The organism is Pinibacter aurantiacus, assembly GCF_019130065.1.
In the GTDB taxonomy this organism is placed as follows: Bacteria; Bacteroidota; Bacteroidia; order Chitinophagales; family Chitinophagaceae; genus Pinibacter; species Pinibacter aurantiacus.
The window spans coordinates 12,412-30,594 of the sequence record NZ_JAHSPG010000011.1 but is presented as its reverse complement, the minus strand read 5'-3'; the positions used below and the strand labels follow the sequence as shown (position 1 = coordinate 30,594).

General features: G+C 41.0%; 9 protein-coding genes and 1 tRNA gene. 9 read left to right on the top strand and 1 reads right to left on the bottom strand.

Annotated features, from left to right (window positions below):
* The first annotated feature begins 11 nt into the window (after positions 1-11).
* From KTO63_RS13595 to KTO63_RS13555, 9 genes are all read left to right on the top strand, one after another.
* Positions 12-2,078 (top strand): RagB/SusD family nutrient uptake outer membrane protein, encoded by a 2,067-nt coding sequence (locus KTO63_RS13595; RefSeq protein WP_217791880.1) that lies wholly within the window; start codon positions 12-14, stop codon positions 2,076-2,078.
* Positions 2,079-2,123: 45 nt separating this feature from the next.
* Complete coding sequence (locus KTO63_RS13590; protein ID WP_217791879.1) at positions 2,124-3,146, top strand: DUF5017 domain-containing protein; 1,023 nt, start codon at positions 2,124-2,126, stop codon at positions 3,144-3,146.
* Positions 3,147-3,391: 245 nt separating this feature from the next.
* Entirely contained in the window at positions 3,392-5,905 is a 2,514-nt protein-coding gene (locus KTO63_RS13585) for a beta-galactosidase (protein ID WP_217791878.1), read from the top strand.
* 78 nt (positions 5,906-5,983) lie between these two features.
* The gene (locus KTO63_RS13580; RefSeq protein WP_217791877.1) at positions 5,984-8,860 is read left to right on the top strand and encodes a polysaccharide lyase family 8 super-sandwich domain-containing protein; all 2,877 of its coding nucleotides are present in this window, start codon (positions 5,984-5,986) and stop codon (positions 8,858-8,860) included.
* A gap of 98 nt (positions 8,861-8,958) precedes the next feature.
* A complete protein-coding gene (locus tag KTO63_RS13575; RefSeq protein WP_217791876.1) occupies positions 8,959-10,503 on the top strand; it encodes an alpha-L-fucosidase in 1,545 nt (514 codons plus the stop codon).
* A 29-nt stretch (positions 10,504-10,532) separates the two neighbouring features.
* Entirely contained in the window at positions 10,533-12,077 is a 1,545-nt protein-coding gene (locus KTO63_RS13570; protein WP_217791875.1) for an alpha-L-fucosidase, read from the top strand.
* A gap of 175 nt (positions 12,078-12,252) precedes the next feature.
* Positions 12,253-14,724 (top strand): polysaccharide lyase family 8 super-sandwich domain-containing protein, encoded by a 2,472-nt coding sequence (locus KTO63_RS13565; RefSeq protein ID WP_217791874.1) that lies wholly within the window; start codon positions 12,253-12,255, stop codon positions 14,722-14,724.
* Positions 14,725-14,821: 97 nt separating this feature from the next.
* On the top strand, positions 14,822-16,258 hold the full coding sequence (locus KTO63_RS13560; RefSeq protein WP_217791873.1) for a sialate O-acetylesterase: 1,437 nt from the start codon (positions 14,822-14,824) through the stop codon (positions 16,256-16,258).
* A gap of 62 nt (positions 16,259-16,320) precedes the next feature.
* Positions 16,321-17,688, top strand: coding sequence for an alpha-L-fucosidase (locus KTO63_RS13555; RefSeq protein WP_217791872.1), 1,368 nt, complete (start codon positions 16,321-16,323; stop codon positions 17,686-17,688).
* A 255-nt stretch (positions 17,689-17,943) separates the two neighbouring features.
* On the opposite strand, the gene KTO63_RS13550 is transcribed toward KTO63_RS13555, so the two are convergent.
* A tRNA-Arg gene (locus KTO63_RS13550) sits at positions 17,944-18,017 on the bottom strand.
* Positions 18,018-18,183 lie beyond the last annotated feature (166 nt).

Below are 18,183 nucleotides of genomic sequence, written 5' to 3'. Positions count from 1 at the left end.
AAGACGATAACATGAAACGCAATATATATATCATAGCCATTTTTGTATTGGTTGCTTTTTCAGCTTGCAAAAAATATTTAGCAACTGTGCCGCAAAGTTTTTTGCCTCCGGCATCATACTACCAGGGTAGTAATTTAACGAATGCCATCGCAGCCATTTACAGCCCTTTGGGTTCATTCGGCGGAGCATCCTTATATAATGAGAATGTAGTCGGTATTTTTACTTGTAATGATGAAACTTTTATAGGTGGGCCGGGCAGAGCAGTTGCCAGTAATAATGTGGCTGCATTGGGTTATGATTATTCTACCGGAAATATCAATAATTTTTGGAAAGGATGCTATACCGGTATTGAACGTGCCAACGAATTACTATCTTATGTAGACCCGAAGGATCCAAGCGCAGATGTACAAGCAGCCTATGGGGAAGCCTTATTTTTAAGAGCATACTATCATTTCTTGCTGGTATCTAATTTCGGCGATGTGCCTCTTAAAATAACACCGACAACAAGCCCGGAGGGTTTACAAATCGCAAGAACACCTACGATAGCGGTCTATGAGCAAATTCTTGCCGATATGAAAGCCGCGGAAAACAGAGTGTATCCAATCAACAAATTAAACCATGCCAGCCGTGTTTCAAAAAGTGCGGTAGATGGCATCCTGGCCCGTGTATACCTATACATGGCCGGCTATCCTTTAAACGGGGGAAAAGGCGGTGCAGCAGCTATGTATGATAGCTCACTGACTTACAGCCAAAAAGTAATCAACTCCGGCTTGCATAGCCTCAACCCCAGCTATAGCCAGATATTTATTAACAATGCGGCAAACATATTTGATGTAAAGGAAAGTATTTGGGAAGTAGGTTATTCAGGCAATGATGGTGCCATTGTCAAGGCCGGCAGCACTTTGGGATCACAGAATGGCATTCCTTTTAGCTTTACCAACGTACTGCCTGGTTCTATCAATCAGGTTTTTCAGGATAGCGGTTATTCGTACGGCTATATTTATGTAAACCAAAAGTTGTACAATTTATATGATTCATGCGATGCAAGAAGGGATTGGAATGTTGCCAACTTCAATTATGCGGTGAGCACCACTACATTGCCTTATGTAACCAGGGTGCCTATCAGCAATACGACCGTGTTTTCCTATAATAAGCCCAATGCCAAATGGAGAAGGAACTATGAAAATTTCATACCCAAAGGCAAGAACACTTCCGCCATCAATTTCCCCATTTTGCGTTATGCCGATGTATTGTTGATGTTTGCCGAGGCTGATTTGCAGGTGAATGGCGGTAGCTGCACCCCGGCAGGCGTAGCTGCAGTAAATGCCGTTAGAGAAAGAGGTTACGGATTAACCGCTACTACGGCGCCACTCAAATCTCTAAACCTTATCAATGGCGGATCGGGTTACAATACAACCATTACCAACAACTATAACAATGCCAGTATCGCCGATGTCAATTTGGGTAATTGGTTAGGTTGCGCATCCACTATCACGGGTGGTGCGGTGACGGCGGTAAAACTTACATCTGGTGGTTTAGGTTTTACGCCAGCTTCGGCGGCTACAATTTATTTAGGAACACCATGGGCGGCCAACACTACTTATACGGTGAACAAGCAAGTGATTAATAACGGCAATCTATATACGGTTACTACGGCAGGTAACTCTACCGCCACGCCTCCTGCACAAACATCGGGCGCATCGAGTGCAGCGGTTACTGGTGCTGTGTTTACCTACGCAGGGGTGGCAGCCACTGCCAGCGGTACCTTGTTAACAGCTGCAGACGTAGATAAGAGCGCTATAACACTCAAGGATATCCAGGATGAACGTTCACGGGAACTTTGTTATGAAGGCACAAGAAAGGGTGACCTTGTTCGCTGGAACATTTTCTACCCAACAATGCTCGATGTTTTCAACCAAATGAATGCATGGCCCACATATGCGATAAATACCAAAGCCAATGCAATTACAGGATATAGCAATGTGGCATCCGGTTTACCATTCAAGCACTTGCTATTGCCTATTCCATCCTCCGAAATGAGTGTTAATAAAAATGTGACCCAAAATCCTGGATGGTAAGGAGAAAAGTAGAGTCATTTATCACAATGCGAAAAAACTTAAATTATGCTTTCTTATAGAAATATTATAGCCACAATAATTGCTGTTGCCGCTATTACTTCATGTAATAAGAGTCAACTGGATCTTGCACCCATCTCTTCATTTGATGTTCAGGCAGATTCCATGAACGTCAGCCATGATGGTGCTTCTTATTCATTGGGTAGCCCGGCAATTTTTAATTTCACCGGCAATCCCGCTGCCATTACTTTTTTTTCCGGAGAAGTTGGACACAGGTACAACTATCGTAACCGGACATCTGCTACCGGAATTTCCAGACTTATTTTTACCAATGCTTTAAATGCCGGCACACAGGCTAACTCGCTGCATGTAATGTTGTCTACCGACTTTAAAGGGGTAGTTGGCAGCAGGACAGTTATCCAGGGAGTGGTAACTACCAATACATTGGTGTACGATACAGCTGCAACGCAGGCCAATATTGCTGCGGCTTCCTGGACCGATGTAACGCCTTCAAAACTGGCAACAAATGCAACGGCAGTGATAGATACAATAGACCTCAGTGCTTATGCTGCAGCCGGCAAAAAAGTATTTGTCGCCTTCAAATACACTGCACAAGCAGGTTCTGTTCAAAATAAGTGGACGATTACTAACCTGACGCTTAGCAACAATTTAACTGATGGTACCATCTATAATATTGGTAACCTCGCTGCTTATAATGTTCCCATATTGAATTATGGAGGTACCACATTCAATGCGGGTTGGATGGCTTTTCCAGTTTCTAATACCTATAACTGGGCCATTACGGCAGGTTCTTCATTGGTGATCACCGGCGCAAGTACCGCAGCAGCTGCCACTTCCAATGCTGAAGCATGGACCTTGATGGGAGGATGCGATTTAACAACTGTAACGCCTGATATTGGCGTCGCGGTAAAGAATATAAGTGTTGCACCTTTACCCTTTAAATACTTGTATACGGCAGCAGGAAAATATGATGCAGTTTTTGCGGCGACAAATCTTACTACCTATACACAGGATAGCATCACAAGAAAAATTCCGATTGTTATAAAATAGCCGTTGCGGATGCTTTCTGTGAGAACCTTATATAGGTTAATTTAATTATCAGGGCGCCGCTTTCCGTCGAGGGCGGCGTCTTTGGTTTTAATTGAGGCGCAATGTCAGTAGAGGAAATTGAAAAGCAGTATTGATCGAAAAAAACTTCCAACCATCAGACAGAATTAGTATTGAATGACGGCCAGGTTGATACAAAATTGACTTAGAATATTATCAAAAACCTTAAAATCAAAAAGGCTAACGTGATGAAAATTCATTTTTTTCTTTTGTGCGTTGTTTGCGGCCTGTGTGTAGGATTGTATGCTCAGAGCGGGTTACAATATGATATAAAAATAAAAAGCAGCAATGCAGCAGTAATAACGCCGAAGCTTAAAATGGGTACCAGCGTGAGGCCCAATGGTGAAAGCTTAAGTTATACCGGCAACTACCTTTTGCGAAATGGAAAACCCTGGTTTCCTGTGATGGGAGAATTTAATTATGAAAGGTATAACGCGCAGCAATGGGAGCAGGAAATTCTTGCCATGAAAGCTGGTGGAGTGGAGGTAATCAGCTCGTATATTATTTGGATCTTTCATGAAACAAAAGAAGGTGTTTTTGATTGGCGCGGAAATAACGACCTCAACAGGTTTTTAGCGCTTTGTAAAAAACATGGAATGTATGTATGGCTGAGAATAGGCCCCTGGGTACATGCAGAAATTAAGAATGGCGGGTTTCCTGACTGGCTGATGACGAAGAATATAAAACAGCGTACAAACGATCCTGCATATTTAAATTATGCCGGTTTGTATTTTAAGCAAATAGCTAAACAATGCGAGGGATATTATTTTAAGGAAGATGGGCCGATCATTGGTGTTCAGTTGGAGAATGAAATGAATTTTAAAAATGCTCCCGAGTATGAGCATATGAAGACATTGAAAAAGATGGCTATACAGCTCGGGATGGATGTTCCTTATTACAGTGGATTTGCTCCTGGTCCGGATAACCAGGATGAATTTTTGTATACGCTTGGCAGTTATCCCGATAGTCCGTGGAATACAACAACAAAGGCATTTATCAAACCCGTGTATTTCATTAAACCTTTGAAAGCAGATGATGATATCGGAAGTGATCTGTTAGGAAAAGTGGATGCGAATGTTCGAAACAATTATCCATTGATTTCTGCAGAATTAGGCGCAGGCATGCAAAAAACTTATCACAGGCGTGTAGATGTATCTGCTACGGATGTTGCAGCCAATATTTTTACAAAATTAGCAGCAGGCTTAAACGGGTTCGGGTATTTTATGTTTCACGGGGGGATGACTCCACTTGATTCGGCAAACCACTACGGGTTCCAGGAATCAAGGGTTTCTAATTATCCTAACGATATGCCTTTGCTTAATTACGATTTTCAGGCTCCTTTAGGTGCCATGGGAATTCCAGCTCCTTCTTTTTCCGAATTAAAATTGATGAATCTTTTTGTACAGGATTATGGATGCCAATTGGCTGAAACACGCCCTTACTTTCCGGCTCAACTGAAGCGTTCAATGTTTTCAAACGATACAGTGCAGGCTTCTGTCCGTACTAAAAATGGTGCAGGCTTTATTTTTCTTTCCAATTACCAAAGGCTTGTTTCATTGCCTGCAGTTAATGATTTTCAGCTTAGTTTAAATAATGGTACAGCAGTAGAAACAGTTCCGGCAAAGCCGATCACGTTTCCTTCCAATCATTATGTCATCTGGCCCTATAAGCTAGACATGCAAAGTGTGTTGTTGAAATATGCAACCGTACAGCCACTTGCTATTGTAAATAATGATGCCACAAAAACGTTTGTATTCTTTAGAGATTCCATTGCTCCGGAAATGGTATTCGATAATACTACCATTGAAAAAGTAGGTGCGTTGAAGGGTTGTTCGTGGAATGCAAAAAGCGGTACGATAACAGACGATAAACAAGAAGGAGATTTTTATTTTGAAGTAACGAATAAAAAGAATGAATTGGTTAAAGTGCTTGTTATTACCAGAGTGCAGGCTTTGCAGGCATATAAAATCAATTATGGCAATGAAAAGGAAGCGTTGATTTTAACACAGGCTTTGTTAAGGCAGGAAGCAAATGATCAGTGGAGTCTTGAAGCAGCAAGCAAAAATGGCAAGATGGAAGTGAAAATTTATCCGGGTTCTGATGTAGCTGTAAAATCAATCGTAAATGCTGTATCCTGTAAAAAGGTTGATGAAAACAATTTGTTCAGCTCATTTATCATCAAGGCTTCGGTTGCAAATAAGCCTTCCGTAAATTATTCACCAGTGACAGATAATAATATTGAAGCAGCCCAGTCGTTCAAAGATTCAATGCTCGCAGTGTTTAAGAAATCAAAAGAGTTCAAGCCCCTACAACCCGGCCCTTTGTATTTACCAACATTTCATTCATTGCCGAATCAGCAACTTTATCAATCAAGCTATAGTTGCAAGCCTTCTGACGGCGTAACCGACTGGGAAGTAGAAATGCATTACAATGGTGATGTACTGACAATGTACCAGGACAACAAACTAGTGTACGACCAGTTTAACTACAATGGAATTTGTAAATTCAGATTGAACTACCTGGTTAAGAATACTGCTGCCCCTATATTAATGCAGGTCTTGCCAGCAGAAAAGCAATACGACATTTATTGGGGCACCTTAGAAAAAACAGTGGACGATCAATTAAAGGCTAAAGTAAAAAAGATTGACATAGTGCCGGTGTACAGATACAATGTGTCGATTGAAAAGGACGTCCTGAAATAAACGAATTGGACACTTAGTATCCAACGTAATTAAAATAAAAATTGTTTGATAATAGCTTATATGAAAACGAGAACGAGAATGAGAATGAAATCCGGAGGCTTAACAATATTCATGGTTGTTGCAGCCCTTGTTGGTTCCGGCCAACAGAAGTTTTATGATTTTAACACCGTGGTACCGGGTAATTTTTCTACTTCCGGTACTCCGCTCAGCTTAAGTAATGAACATGTGAAAGACGGAGCAAACGGCCTCAAATGGCAGGTGAAAAATGGCACTGTGCTAACAGCCGGCAACCTCGGTATTTCTGATAATGAAACCGGAAGTTCCGATGCAAGCGCTGCCCGGTTTTTTATTTACAGTAAAGAAGTAACCAACGATACACTTGTTTTCAGGTTCTATGATAAAGCTGGCGCGTTGAAAAGAGAGGGCCACATGCTGCTGAACTATAAAGGATGGAGAGATTATCACCGCAGTTATCGCTATGATTATAACGGAGATAAAGAATTGCAGGGATTTGCCCTGGATAAAATGGAGATCGTTTACAAACCTGAACATCCGTCTGCAACTACAACTTTGTACCTGGATGCATTTACTATCGCAGGCAATGCGGAAAGACGAATACCGGGGTTGCATATGCTACCGGATGTAGCCGTTTTGCCCAAAGAATGGGAAGATCCTTTTAGAGATTTTTTAAATAAGCCGGATATGCCGGTACAGCATGCTACCGAACTAGAATTGTCGGATGCACAAAAAGTGGCTTTGATTTATAAGCGTGATATCCCGAAGGTGGCTCCTGAAAAAGTTACTGCTGCTAAGAAGTTTGTAAACGATTGTAGTATTCGCCGCAATGCAGACGGCTCTATTACCGGTAGAGGTATGGCTAATCTCAATCGGCAAGATAGTTTTATGTTGGTATCACAATACTGCTCTTTCCTGGCCGAAGCAGCCATTAATAATAACGATGCTGATGCAAAAGAAAAACTGTTAACATTTACAGAATATCTGCTGGATCAGGGTCTTGCAGAAGGCGGAAACATTTATTTAGGTAATACGGGCTATGATCATTCCCGCAGCTTTTTAGGGAGCTTTTTGGAAGGCATGCAATTGTATCCTCACGATATGAAAGTGGAAGTTATTAAAATGCTGAAATGGGCAAATTCTTATAATGACATTTATAGCACTAAGCTGATTCCGATTACCGACCATATGTACTTGTATACGGGTTTTTTGTTTGAACTAGCCGCACTGGACGCCTCTCAGGATGAATATGTGAGAGATTTGAAATGCATTTCCCGTTATTTAAGTTTGTATTCGGAAGCTACACCGGGTGCTGCCGACGGGATGAAACCCGATGGCTGTTATAGTCATCACGGGGTGCCTTATATTGGGTATATGCATGCTTTGCGTGCCTTTGCCGACAGGGTTTATTCGCTGAAAGGCACATCGTTCCGGATTACGCCGAAAGGTTTTCAAAATATGAGCAAAGGGTATAGAGCGCTGTTCTTACAATCATCAAAAGGTGTTTTTCTGGCAAATGCATCATCCGGGAGAGGAAGCTTTATCAACTGCCCTTTATCACCAACCATTTTAGAAGAGCTTGTAGAAGTAGGGGGTGATATTGAAGGAAAACCGTATAACGCTGACCTGGCGGCATTTTACAATTATATCTTTCAAACCGATAAATATCCACAATCTAAAATTGATTTTGATGGATACTATCAGTTCAATTACGCACAAACAGGTGTGCTACATAAAAATGGCTGGACCGTCGTAATGAAAGGGCTGACTGATAGGATGTGGGGTTCTGAAATATTTCCTAATCTGAACAGGTATGGACGTTACCAAAGTTACGGCGCATTGGAAGTGTTGTATAATGGAGACCGAGCTGCAAGCGGTTGCGTTAAAGATGGAAAGGGATGGGACTGGAATGTAGCGCCCGGCGCCACAACCGTTCATTTGCCATATAACGAATTACAGGCAAAAACCGTCAGGGCCGATGAATATCAAAAAAACAGTTTTGCAGGTGCTTTGACATTGGGTAAGTATGGCATATTTGCCCTGGACTTTGCCGAGGATGCGAGAGATAGTTATGAGCCTAACAACCTGAAATTTCATAAATCGGTATTTGCTTTCAATAATGTATTGGTATGCCTGGGCACCGGTATCAGTTCTACCAATCAAACGGGTATTACCGCAACCAATTTGTTCCAGACTGTCTCAGAAATTAGCACTCCGGCCATTTATGTTAATGACAATGAAATAAAGGATGCGGATTATAACCGGGTGGTTTCTGCCAGGGAAAAAGGGGCATGGGTATTAAACGGACCTGGAACAGGTTATTATGTGCCTAAAGGAACTGGTGATATAACCATTATCGGAGGCAAGCAAACAGTGCCGGTGGGCAGTTCATTAACGGGCTCTCCAACTGTTACCTCTAATGTTTGCAAAGCCTATATCAGCCACGGCATGGCGCCTGCTAATGCCAACTATCGTTTTGTAGTTATACCGGGCACTACGGCAAAGCAAATGGAAGATTATGCAAAGCAATTTGAAAAAGAAACGTTGTTTACGGTGTTAAGTCAAACCGATTCATTGCATGCAGTAAAATGGTTGCCCGACAACACCATTGTCTATGCTTTTTTTGAAAAAAATCAGCATGTAAATATCGGAGTGGTTAAAAGCATTTCAGGAAAAGCATTATTGGGAGTAACCGAAAACAAAGACTACTTGGTGGTAACTATTGATAATCCCGACCTGAATTCGGTTTCGGCAGGCGATTCATATACCCATATAAAATGGCGTTCGACCGAACAAAAAGTAAAGCTGCAATTAAAAGGAAACCTGAAAGTGGCCGACAATCCTTCCAATGCATTAGTAAGCAGCGACGGACAATCAACGACCGTTGAGTTTTCATTAATAGATGGCAATTCGGCAACCATTAAATTGGAGAAGAAATAAAAAGAAGAAATATAATGGTGAAGTGTTGTAATTGTCCTTCCTGTATGTATAGAAACTCAAAAGGATAATGTGCCTTGAAATTTAACCAGCAAAAAAATATGAGAAAAAATATTCTTTACTCAATAGGCTTGTTGTGTGCTATTTCATCAACAGTAGCAGCACAAAAAAACGCCCAAGAATCAGAAGAGCAACGTCGGATAAAAGCGGAACATGCACAAATAGGTATTACCGATGATGTAAAATCAAATTACAAGCGTACCACTAACCCTGACGCTCAATGGTTTCCCGATGCAGGATTCGGAATGTTTATCCATTGGAGTATTTCATCTGTTAATGAGGTTGACATATCATGGGCAATGATCACAGGTGCTAAACTATCCGTACGCAACCCAAAGCCTACTGATGAAGAAATGCGTAAATACATGGAGGATGGCGATTATTTAGCATTTATGGATTGTAAAAAAACGAACTCTTGTCTTACCCCCAATCAATATTGGGATCTTGCTAAAAAATTTAATCCTTCATCATTTGATCCGGATATCTGGGCAAGACAGGCAAAAGAGGCGGGAATGACGTATGTTGTTTTGACCGCTCGCCATCACGACGGGTTTGCATTGTGGCCCAGTAAATATGGTGACTTCAACACTAAAAACTATATGGGCGGTCGGGACCTTGTAAAAGAATACATTGCTGCATGTAGAAAATATGGTTTAAAAGTCGGGCTTTATTATTCAGGCCCTGACTGGCATTTCGACAAAGATTTTCACAATTTCATGTATTGGCGCCTTAAAAAAGATTTCCCCTTTCTTCCTGAATTAGATGCAGACTTACATCCAAGAACAACCCAAAAAACAGAAGCAGAAAAGCAACAGCACTATGAAAATGTTGCTGCATATCTAACGGGACAAATTGAAGAGTTGTTAACCAATTACGGTAAAATAGACATGCTTTGGTTCGATGGAACTCCTGATATTCCCAAAGATAATAGTGCAAGAAACCAACTCATTACCGTGGAGCGAATTCATCAATTACAGCCGGGTATTGTATTGAGTCCACGATTTTATGGCTACGGCGATTATGAAAGTACGGAAGGCGATGGTGCATTGCCAACAACAGTTCAAAGCAATTGGTCTGAATTGTGTTCAAATATTGAAACACTCGGATGGGGATATTGCAATTCTCCGGTTAAAACATCAGCTTTTGAATTGAACCAATTAGCCGTTTGTCGCGCTAATAACACCAATTTCCTATTAAATTTCGGACCGGATAAAAATGGAGTTTTTTGCAAAGACATGGCAGATCGATTACATGATTTTGCAGCATGGATGAAAGTGAATGGGAGTGCTATTAAAGGAACGCATGCATTGGACCCTAAAGAACAAGCATCCGTTCCTGCTGTTGCCAATGAGAAACATCGCTATCTGTTTGTAATGCCAAAAACAAAAAATGATACTATAGTAGCTGCCTTACCGCTTCCTGCGGAAACAATTACTTTTAAAACGTCACATCCGATTAAAAAAATACAATTGCTTGGGCAAAAAGTAGATGTCAAATACGAAGTAAATGATGGACAGGTTACTATTCATGTCCCCTCAGAAGTACGAACAATTAATGGAGACGTCCTTGATGTCGTTTTAAAATAATAAATAGCCCACTCTTTTTTCTTTAAGGCATGAAAAAAAACATTTGGTATTCAATAGGCTTATTGTGTGCTATTTCATCATCAACAGTAGCGCAAATAAATAAGCAAGAATCGGAAGAACAACGCCGAATAAAAGCAGAACATGCTCAAATAGGCATTGCTGATAATGCAAAATCGGATTATGAGCATACCACCAACCCCGGTGCACAATGGTATCCCCAGGCAGGATTCGGAATGTTCATCCATTGGAGTATTGCATCCGTAAGTGAAGTTGACTTGTCGTGGCCAATGATGGCAGGAACGCAATTAGCATGGCGCAATCCAAAACCGACTAATGAAGAAATTCAGGCGTATGTGAAAAAAGGTGATTTTTTTGCAGGTCATGATTGTGAAAAAACGAATTCTTGTCTTACTCCAAATCAATATTGGAACCAGGCTAAAAAATTTAATCCATCATCATACGATCCCGATACCTGGATTAAACTCGCAAAAGAGGCTGGAATGACCTATGTTGTGTTGACTGCTCGTCATCACGATGGTTTTGCATTATGGCCCAGTAGATATGGAAACTTTAACACTAAAAACTATATGGGCGGGCGAGATCTTGTAAAAGAATACGTGGCTGCCTGTAGAAAATATGGTTTAAAAGTCGGCATCTACTACTCAGGCCCTGACTGGTATTTCAATAAAGATTTTCAAAGCTTCATGTACTGGCGTATTGTTCAAAACTATTCTAATCTTCCTGAACTGGATCCGGACTTACGTCCAAGAACAACCGAAAAAACAGAAGCAGAAAAACAACAACACTATAATGATGTTGCGGCCTACCTTACAGGACAACTCGAAGAGTTGTTAACCAATTATGGTAAAATAGACATGATTTGGTTTGATGGTCGTCCCGATATCCCTATAGGAAATAGTGCATGGAAAAAACTCATTACTATGGAACGCATTCACCAATTACAACCCGGTATTGTAGTGAGTCCTCGATTCTATGGTTACGGAGATTATAAAACTTTGGAAGGCGATGGCGCATTGCCGGCAACGGTTCAAAACGATTGGACTGAATTATGTACAACCGCTGAAACCAGGGGATGGGGATATACGGCAACGCCTGCCAAATCTCCTGCGTTTTCAATAAATGAATTAGCCGTTTGTCGTGCCAATAACACCAATTTGCTGCTAAACTATGGACCAGATAAAAATGGTGTATTCAGCAAAGACATGGCAGATCATCTACGTGCCATAGCAGCATGGATGAAAGTGAATGAGAGTGCCATCAAAGGAACACATGCATTAAGCGCCGAAGAAAAAGCATCAGTGCCTGCTGTAGCAAATGAAAAACACCGTTATCTGTTTGTAATGCCAGAAACAAAAAATAACGCTACAGCACCTGAGTTACCTCTTCCCGCAGAAACAGTTACTTTAAAAACGTTACATCCGATTAAAAATGTACGGTTGCTGGGGCAAAATGTAAATATGAAATACGAAGTAAACGATGGACTAGTTACTATTCAAATCCCTTCGGAAGTGCGAACAATTAATGGAGATGTTGTTGATGTTATTTTGAAATAATAATAGAATGAGATCTTGAAAATTGAACCGGTATTCGCTCTTGTCGAACAATAAGGCGACAAGATCTTAAAGAATACGAATGAGGATACCGCTACAGCAAGAAATAAAAAAGTAACATTTTTTTTATTGAATGGGTATCTGAACGAATTAATTGATATAAACACGTAAATGTAATATGAAAGAATTGTTTCTTGTTCTATGTACTATGAAGGTGGTTCTGTATAGTCAGGCACAAGATGCAGAGCGAAAGTTTGCTTATGACAACTATGTGAAATACTCCACACAAGCTGCCACAGTAAAAGATGTGCAAAAAGAAGCAGCCATAAAAAAATACCGCGAAGGTTTCAACAAAACGCCTTATCGTTATGCGCAACTTGCGGGCGAAATGAAGATGAGTAGCCATGAATGTTTTAGCTTACTTGGAGACAATGGGCAGTTTACTGATCTGGCACAGCAGGAAACAAAGATTGCGGATGAAAAAATGTTGCTTTCAAAATATACGCCACAAAGCGATGTGGTTGCGAAAGTAGTATCGGAAGCTATGAATCGTCTTTGGAAAATAGCGGATGCTTACCGTCGTGGTGAATTGAAAGAAAGTGATGTATTAGCAGATAAATATCTCAAAGCCATTATTCGCTATGGCAATCTCGAAACGGGCCGTAACAATGCAGCACCAAGGTTTCACGCCTCATGTTTTATGATTCCTACAGCAGCAGTAAATACTTATTTTTCATTGCTCAAACAAATGGATGAAGTAGAAGCTGGCAAGAGCAACAATCCGTTATTAAAAGATGCATGTGTTATATTGAAAGAACTGGCTTTGCAATGCTGGACCCAACCCTTACGCAACGATTCCACCGATAACAATGTGGTGCAGATAGAACGCTTCAGAAACCATGTTTGGTGGGTGGGTGGTAATGCGTTGGCTTATCGTTCGCTATTGCCTACAGCATTCATGTATAAGTCCATTCCCATGATCGATCTGTTGTCGGAAGTATGTCAACGTGGTATCAGCCAAACTTCTCAGGCAACCTATCATGAGTCATTTTGGATAGAAGGATTTACAGCCGATGGAGCAGGTTGGGGTCATGGTAAACAGTGCCTGATCTGGGGCTATCCCATTGATGGCGGCAACAATGCGTTGAACATGCTGGTGATGTTACAGGGTTCGCCCTGGGAAAAGAAATTAACGCAGGATAATAAAGAAACTTTAATGAACTTTTTCAGAGGTAGCAACTGGTACGATTATAAAGGCTACACGCTTCCATGCCTGGACCGCGGTTCCTCTGTTTATATTAAAAGCAGTAACACTATTCCTTCATTGGGGCTTGCCAATAGCCTGATGAAAAACTGGAAGTCTTCCTTTACCTCTTCAGAGCAAAATGAAATAGAACAGTTCATCCGTGAAGCCAACGCAAAAGACATTAACATGCCACAGTTTGCCGGCGGCTTGTATAGTGGCACCCGTTGGTTTTTTAACAACGACGATCTTATAAAAAAGAATGCAGGATACCATATTATCGTGAACATGGCTTCCAACAGGTGTGATGGCATTGAAAGCGCCATCAATTTCGCCGATTGCTATAACTTTTTTACCAATGATGGGCTGACACTCTTTCAACGCAACGGAACCGAATACCGGAAAATCTATGGTGGCTGGGATGTTACTGCTTCTCCGGGTGTTACCGCTCGTGAAGGCATGGATAAAATAAAACCCGTTACCAATTGGAGAGGGTATAATAGTAAATTCAATTTTGCCGGTGCTGCTACTTCAGGAGGAGATAATGCCGTGGCAGGTTTTGCTTTTGAAAAGATGAATGCTTCCGATAGGGAGGACGTGAATGACAAAGGAAACAACAAAGGTGAAAACGAATGCATCTATGACGTACAGGCACACAAAGCCTATTTTATGCAAGCCGATTATATGATTGCGTTAGGTGCAGGTATAAACAATCTTCGCCCCGAATTGGAAGGAACTATTCGCACTACCATTGATCAAACAGCAAAAGACAATGACGTGCTGGTATTCAACAATGGCTCCTGGCAAAAAGTAAAACCGGGTATTCAGTCCTTCTTTGATAAAGGCAAACCAGTTTGGGTAAGGCAGCAGGGTAAATTTGCGTACACCGTTTTACCTGAATACAGCAAGGCAGCCTATTACACATACGAAACAAAAACAACCGATTGGTTAAAGATGAATAAGGCCAACAGCACGGTGAAAGAATTGCCCGCCAGCGTTGATATCCTCAGACTTTGGATCGATCATGGCCGTGAGGTAAAGAATGATACCTACGGCTATGTGGTGTATTGCGGAAAGAATGCCCCGGCTGCTGCAATGCCTTTTGTCGTATTGCAAAACGATACGTTGGTACAGGCAGTGAAATCGTCAGATGGCAATTTGTGCCAGGCTGTATTTTATAATGGAAACACAACACTTGATAAGCAGGGCGTTAAGATAAGCGTATCCGATCCATGCGTTGTACAAATCGAGATGGTCGGCAAAGAATATGTTGCTTCCGTGCAAGATCCCCAAATGAATAAAGATCTTAAACAAATCACTGTTAAGCTCGGCAGTAAATCATTCGTATTCGAATTGCCACAAGGGAAATTGGCAGGAAAACCGGTAGTACAGAAACTGAATTTTTGATGAGTGCCAGGAAGAATAATTAAAATTAAATTTTCATAGCATTTAATCAGTCGACCTTTTATTTAGACACATACTTTTTATACCATAAACAAAGACGATGAAACTGCACAGACAATCTTTTATTTTCATTTACTTTTTTCTTTTTTTAAGTAAAGGCTTTAGTGCCATTAAACTTCCTTATTTTTTTTCCGACAATATGGTGTTGCAACAAAAAGCACAACCTTTGATTTGGGGATGGAGTACAGCAAACAGCAAGTTAACCCTTGTTACCTCGTGGGATAAAAAGAAGTATGTTGTTACTGCCGATGAGAAAGGAAAATGGAAAACAAATGTAGCCACTCCTGCAGCAGGCGGCCCTTTTGAAATTATCATCAAGGAAGGAAACAATGCTGTTGTCATAAAAAATATTCTGATAGGAGAGGTTTGGCTTTGCAGCGGACAAAGCAATATGGAAATGCCGATGAAAGGTTATAAAGACCAGCCTATCCTTGGCTCTACGGATGCTATTTTTAATTCAACCAATGATCAGATCAGGTTATACACAATGCCAAAGACTGTTCAAAGAGCGGCTCAGGATATTTCACTAAATGCATCATGGAATGCATCAGAACCTGCGTCCGTTACCAATTTCAGCGCTGCGGCTTATTACTTTGGAAGATTATTGCAAGAAAAACTAAAAGTGCCGGTTGGATTAATTTGCATTAGTTATGGAGGCACGCCAATGGAAAGTTTTATGGATGAGGAGGCTTTAAAAGCATTTCCTGAAATCAACTCCTTCCCCTCCAAAACAGATACTTCAAAAAAAATCGGAAATGCTAATGCGACCGCGGTGTATAATGGTATGTTGCATCCCTTTCTAGGGTTTACTTTTAAGGGTTGCATTTGGTATCAAGGTGAAGCCAATTGCACCCGGCCCAAACAATACGAAACCTTATTTCCTGCGTTTGTAAAAATGCTGCGGGCTAAATCGAACAATGATAGCCTTCCTTTTTACTATGTACAAATCGCACCCTATAACTATAACGTTAATAAGCCAGACTCAGCAGTCACTATGAATTCTGCTTATTTGAGAGATGCGCAACGAAAAGCGTTGGCAGCAATTCCTAACAGTGGCATGGTGGTAACCATGGATATAGGCGCCGAAAATTGTATTCACCCCTGTGATAAAGAAACTGTAGGTAAGCGTTTGAGCTATTTGGCACTAGCTAAAACTTATGGTATTAAAGGGTTTCCTAGTGAATCGCCTATGCTGGAATCAGTAAATTTTGCAGGCAACGTGGCAAATGTTCGCCTTACTAATACACCAAATGGCCTGACTTCTTATGGCAAGCCATTGAGTTTTTTTGAAATTGCAGGAGCAAATAAAGTCTTTCATCCTGCAAGAGCTGTCATCGTCTGGGGAAAATTGCTTGTATCATCGCCCGACGTATCCAATCCTGTTGCGGTACGTTACGCATTTAAAGATTTTGTGTCAGGGGATTTATTTAATACAGAAGGGTTTCCTGTAAGCAGTTTCAGAACAGATGATTGGTAACAGCATTAAATGGAGTTTTGAATGATAAAACGCTTTGATAAACGATACACAAAAAAATGAAAATGAAAGATTGTCTGAACAAACTTCTCCTGCTATTTGCATTCTTTTCAATGTTGGGAGGTTTTTCCTTTGGCCAGAAGAAATTAGGCAATGAAACAAAAGAGCAGAAAGTGAAAAGGATGGAATGGTGGACAGATGCCCGGTTTGGGATGTTTATTCATTGGGGTTTGTATGCCTTGCCGGCACGCCATGAGTGGGTAAAATACCGTGAACAGATTACCAATGAACAATATCAAAAATATTTTGACGAGTTCAATCCAGATCAATTCGATCCGAAACTGTGGGCGAAACAAGCGAAAGCAGCCGGCATGAAATACGCAGTGTTGACCACCAAACACCACGAAGGTTTTTGTTTGTTCGATAGCAAATACACCGACTATAAAAGCACCAATACCCAGGCAAAGAGGGACCTGGTAAAAGAGTTTGTAGATGCGTTCAGGGCGGAAGGCATTAAAATAGGTTTCTATTACTCTTTGCTCGATTGGCACCATCCGGATTTTACCATCGATCTGAATCACCCACAACGTCCGGTAAATATTACAGATACTGCAGCGGCATATAATGAATTGAATAAAAACAGGGATATGGCTGTGTACAGAAAATACCTGTACAACCAGGTAACAGAGTTGCTTACTAAGTATGGTAAAATAGACCTGTTATGGTTGGATTATTCATTTGCAGCAAAAGGCAATGCACCAGGAAAAGGAAAAGACGATTGGGGCTCTGTCGCATTACTTCAACAGATCAGAAAATTGCAACCCAATATCATCGTGAATAACCGCCTGAATCTGGGCGAGTACGAAGACGGCGCAGACTTTGAAACTCCCGAACAGGTGAAACCAGAAGCACTGGCAAAATTCAAGGGAAAGAGTTTTGAAACCTGCCAGACATTTTCAGGTTCCTGGGGTTATTCCAGGGATGAGAATACATGGAAATCGCAAAGACAACTGCTCGACCTGCTTATATCTTCTGTTAGCAATGGCGGCAACCTGATATTGAATGTTGGGCCCACTGCCCGCGGTGAATTTGACTACAGGGCAAAAAATGCATTAGACAGTCTTGCTGATTGGATGCATGCGAACAGCAAATCGATTTACAAATGTACTTATGCCCCTGATGAATATAAAGTGCCGGATGGAAACAAGCTTACCTATAATGCTAATAGCAAAAGGTTGTACGTGCATGTGTATAATTATCCTGCCGATGGTAAATTGATTTTGCCGGGTTATAAGAACCGACTGAAATATGCGCAGTTTTTGTTTGACAACTCTGAACTGAAATTTGAAGTACAGGGAGATGATGCTGTACTACAGCTACCTGCTAAAAAGCCTTTGTACGAAATACCTGTTGTAGAATTGTTGTTGAATTGATGAGGTTTAAATCACATTAGCTGCCGAATTAGCTTTGAACTAGAAACACAATTACGCAAAGACGAAAACGTGAACTATGAAAGAGTTTAAAACAATCGGCCTTTTTCCAGTGAACAAAAATTGCGAAAAATTTTGTTCACCTTCTTGTTCACCAGAATATTGACATCTTTTGTGCTTTTTTGATATGCCTGAAAACAAGAAAGCCAGCAAACTAATAATTTGCTGGCTTTTAGCTGGTTTCGAAACCCTATTTCGTGACCCTGTCAGGATTCAAACCTGAAACCTTTTGATCCGTAGTCAAATGCTCTATTCAATTGAGCTACAGGGCCATTCCCTCAACGGGGTTGCAAAAATAAGACGCGAATATTGATTTGCCAAAATATTTCAGCATTTTTTTAAAATAATTGAACCACAATTTGTTGTAGCAGTGCCCTGATTTCAATTTTTAGTACTAATGCCTTTGCTGACATACCGTACACAAAGCTGATTTCCGTC

Bases quoted from the DNA above. Each gene is read 5' to 3' on its own strand.
- KTO63_RS13595 (WP_217791880.1), top strand. From the start codon at position 12: ATGAAACGCAATATATATATCATAGCCATTTTTGTATTGGTTGCTTTT.
- KTO63_RS13590 (WP_217791879.1), top strand. From the start codon at position 2,124: ATGCTTTCTTATAGAAATATTATAGCCACAATAATTGCTGTTGCCGCT.
- KTO63_RS13585 (WP_217791878.1), top strand. From the start codon at position 3,392: ATGAAAATTCATTTTTTTCTTTTGTGCGTTGTTTGCGGCCTGTGTGTA.
- KTO63_RS13580 (WP_217791877.1), top strand. From the start codon at position 5,984: ATGAGAATGAAATCCGGAGGCTTAACAATATTCATGGTTGTTGCAGCC.
- KTO63_RS13575 (WP_217791876.1), top strand. From the start codon at position 8,959: ATGAGAAAAAATATTCTTTACTCAATAGGCTTGTTGTGTGCTATTTCA.
- KTO63_RS13570 (WP_217791875.1), top strand. From the start codon at position 10,533: ATGAAAAAAAACATTTGGTATTCAATAGGCTTATTGTGTGCTATTTCA.
- KTO63_RS13565 (WP_217791874.1), top strand. From the start codon at position 12,253: ATGAAAGAATTGTTTCTTGTTCTATGTACTATGAAGGTGGTTCTGTAT.
- KTO63_RS13560 (WP_217791873.1), top strand. From the start codon at position 14,822: ATGAAACTGCACAGACAATCTTTTATTTTCATTTACTTTTTTCTTTTT.
- KTO63_RS13555 (WP_217791872.1), top strand. From the start codon at position 16,321: ATGAAAGATTGTCTGAACAAACTTCTCCTGCTATTTGCATTCTTTTCA.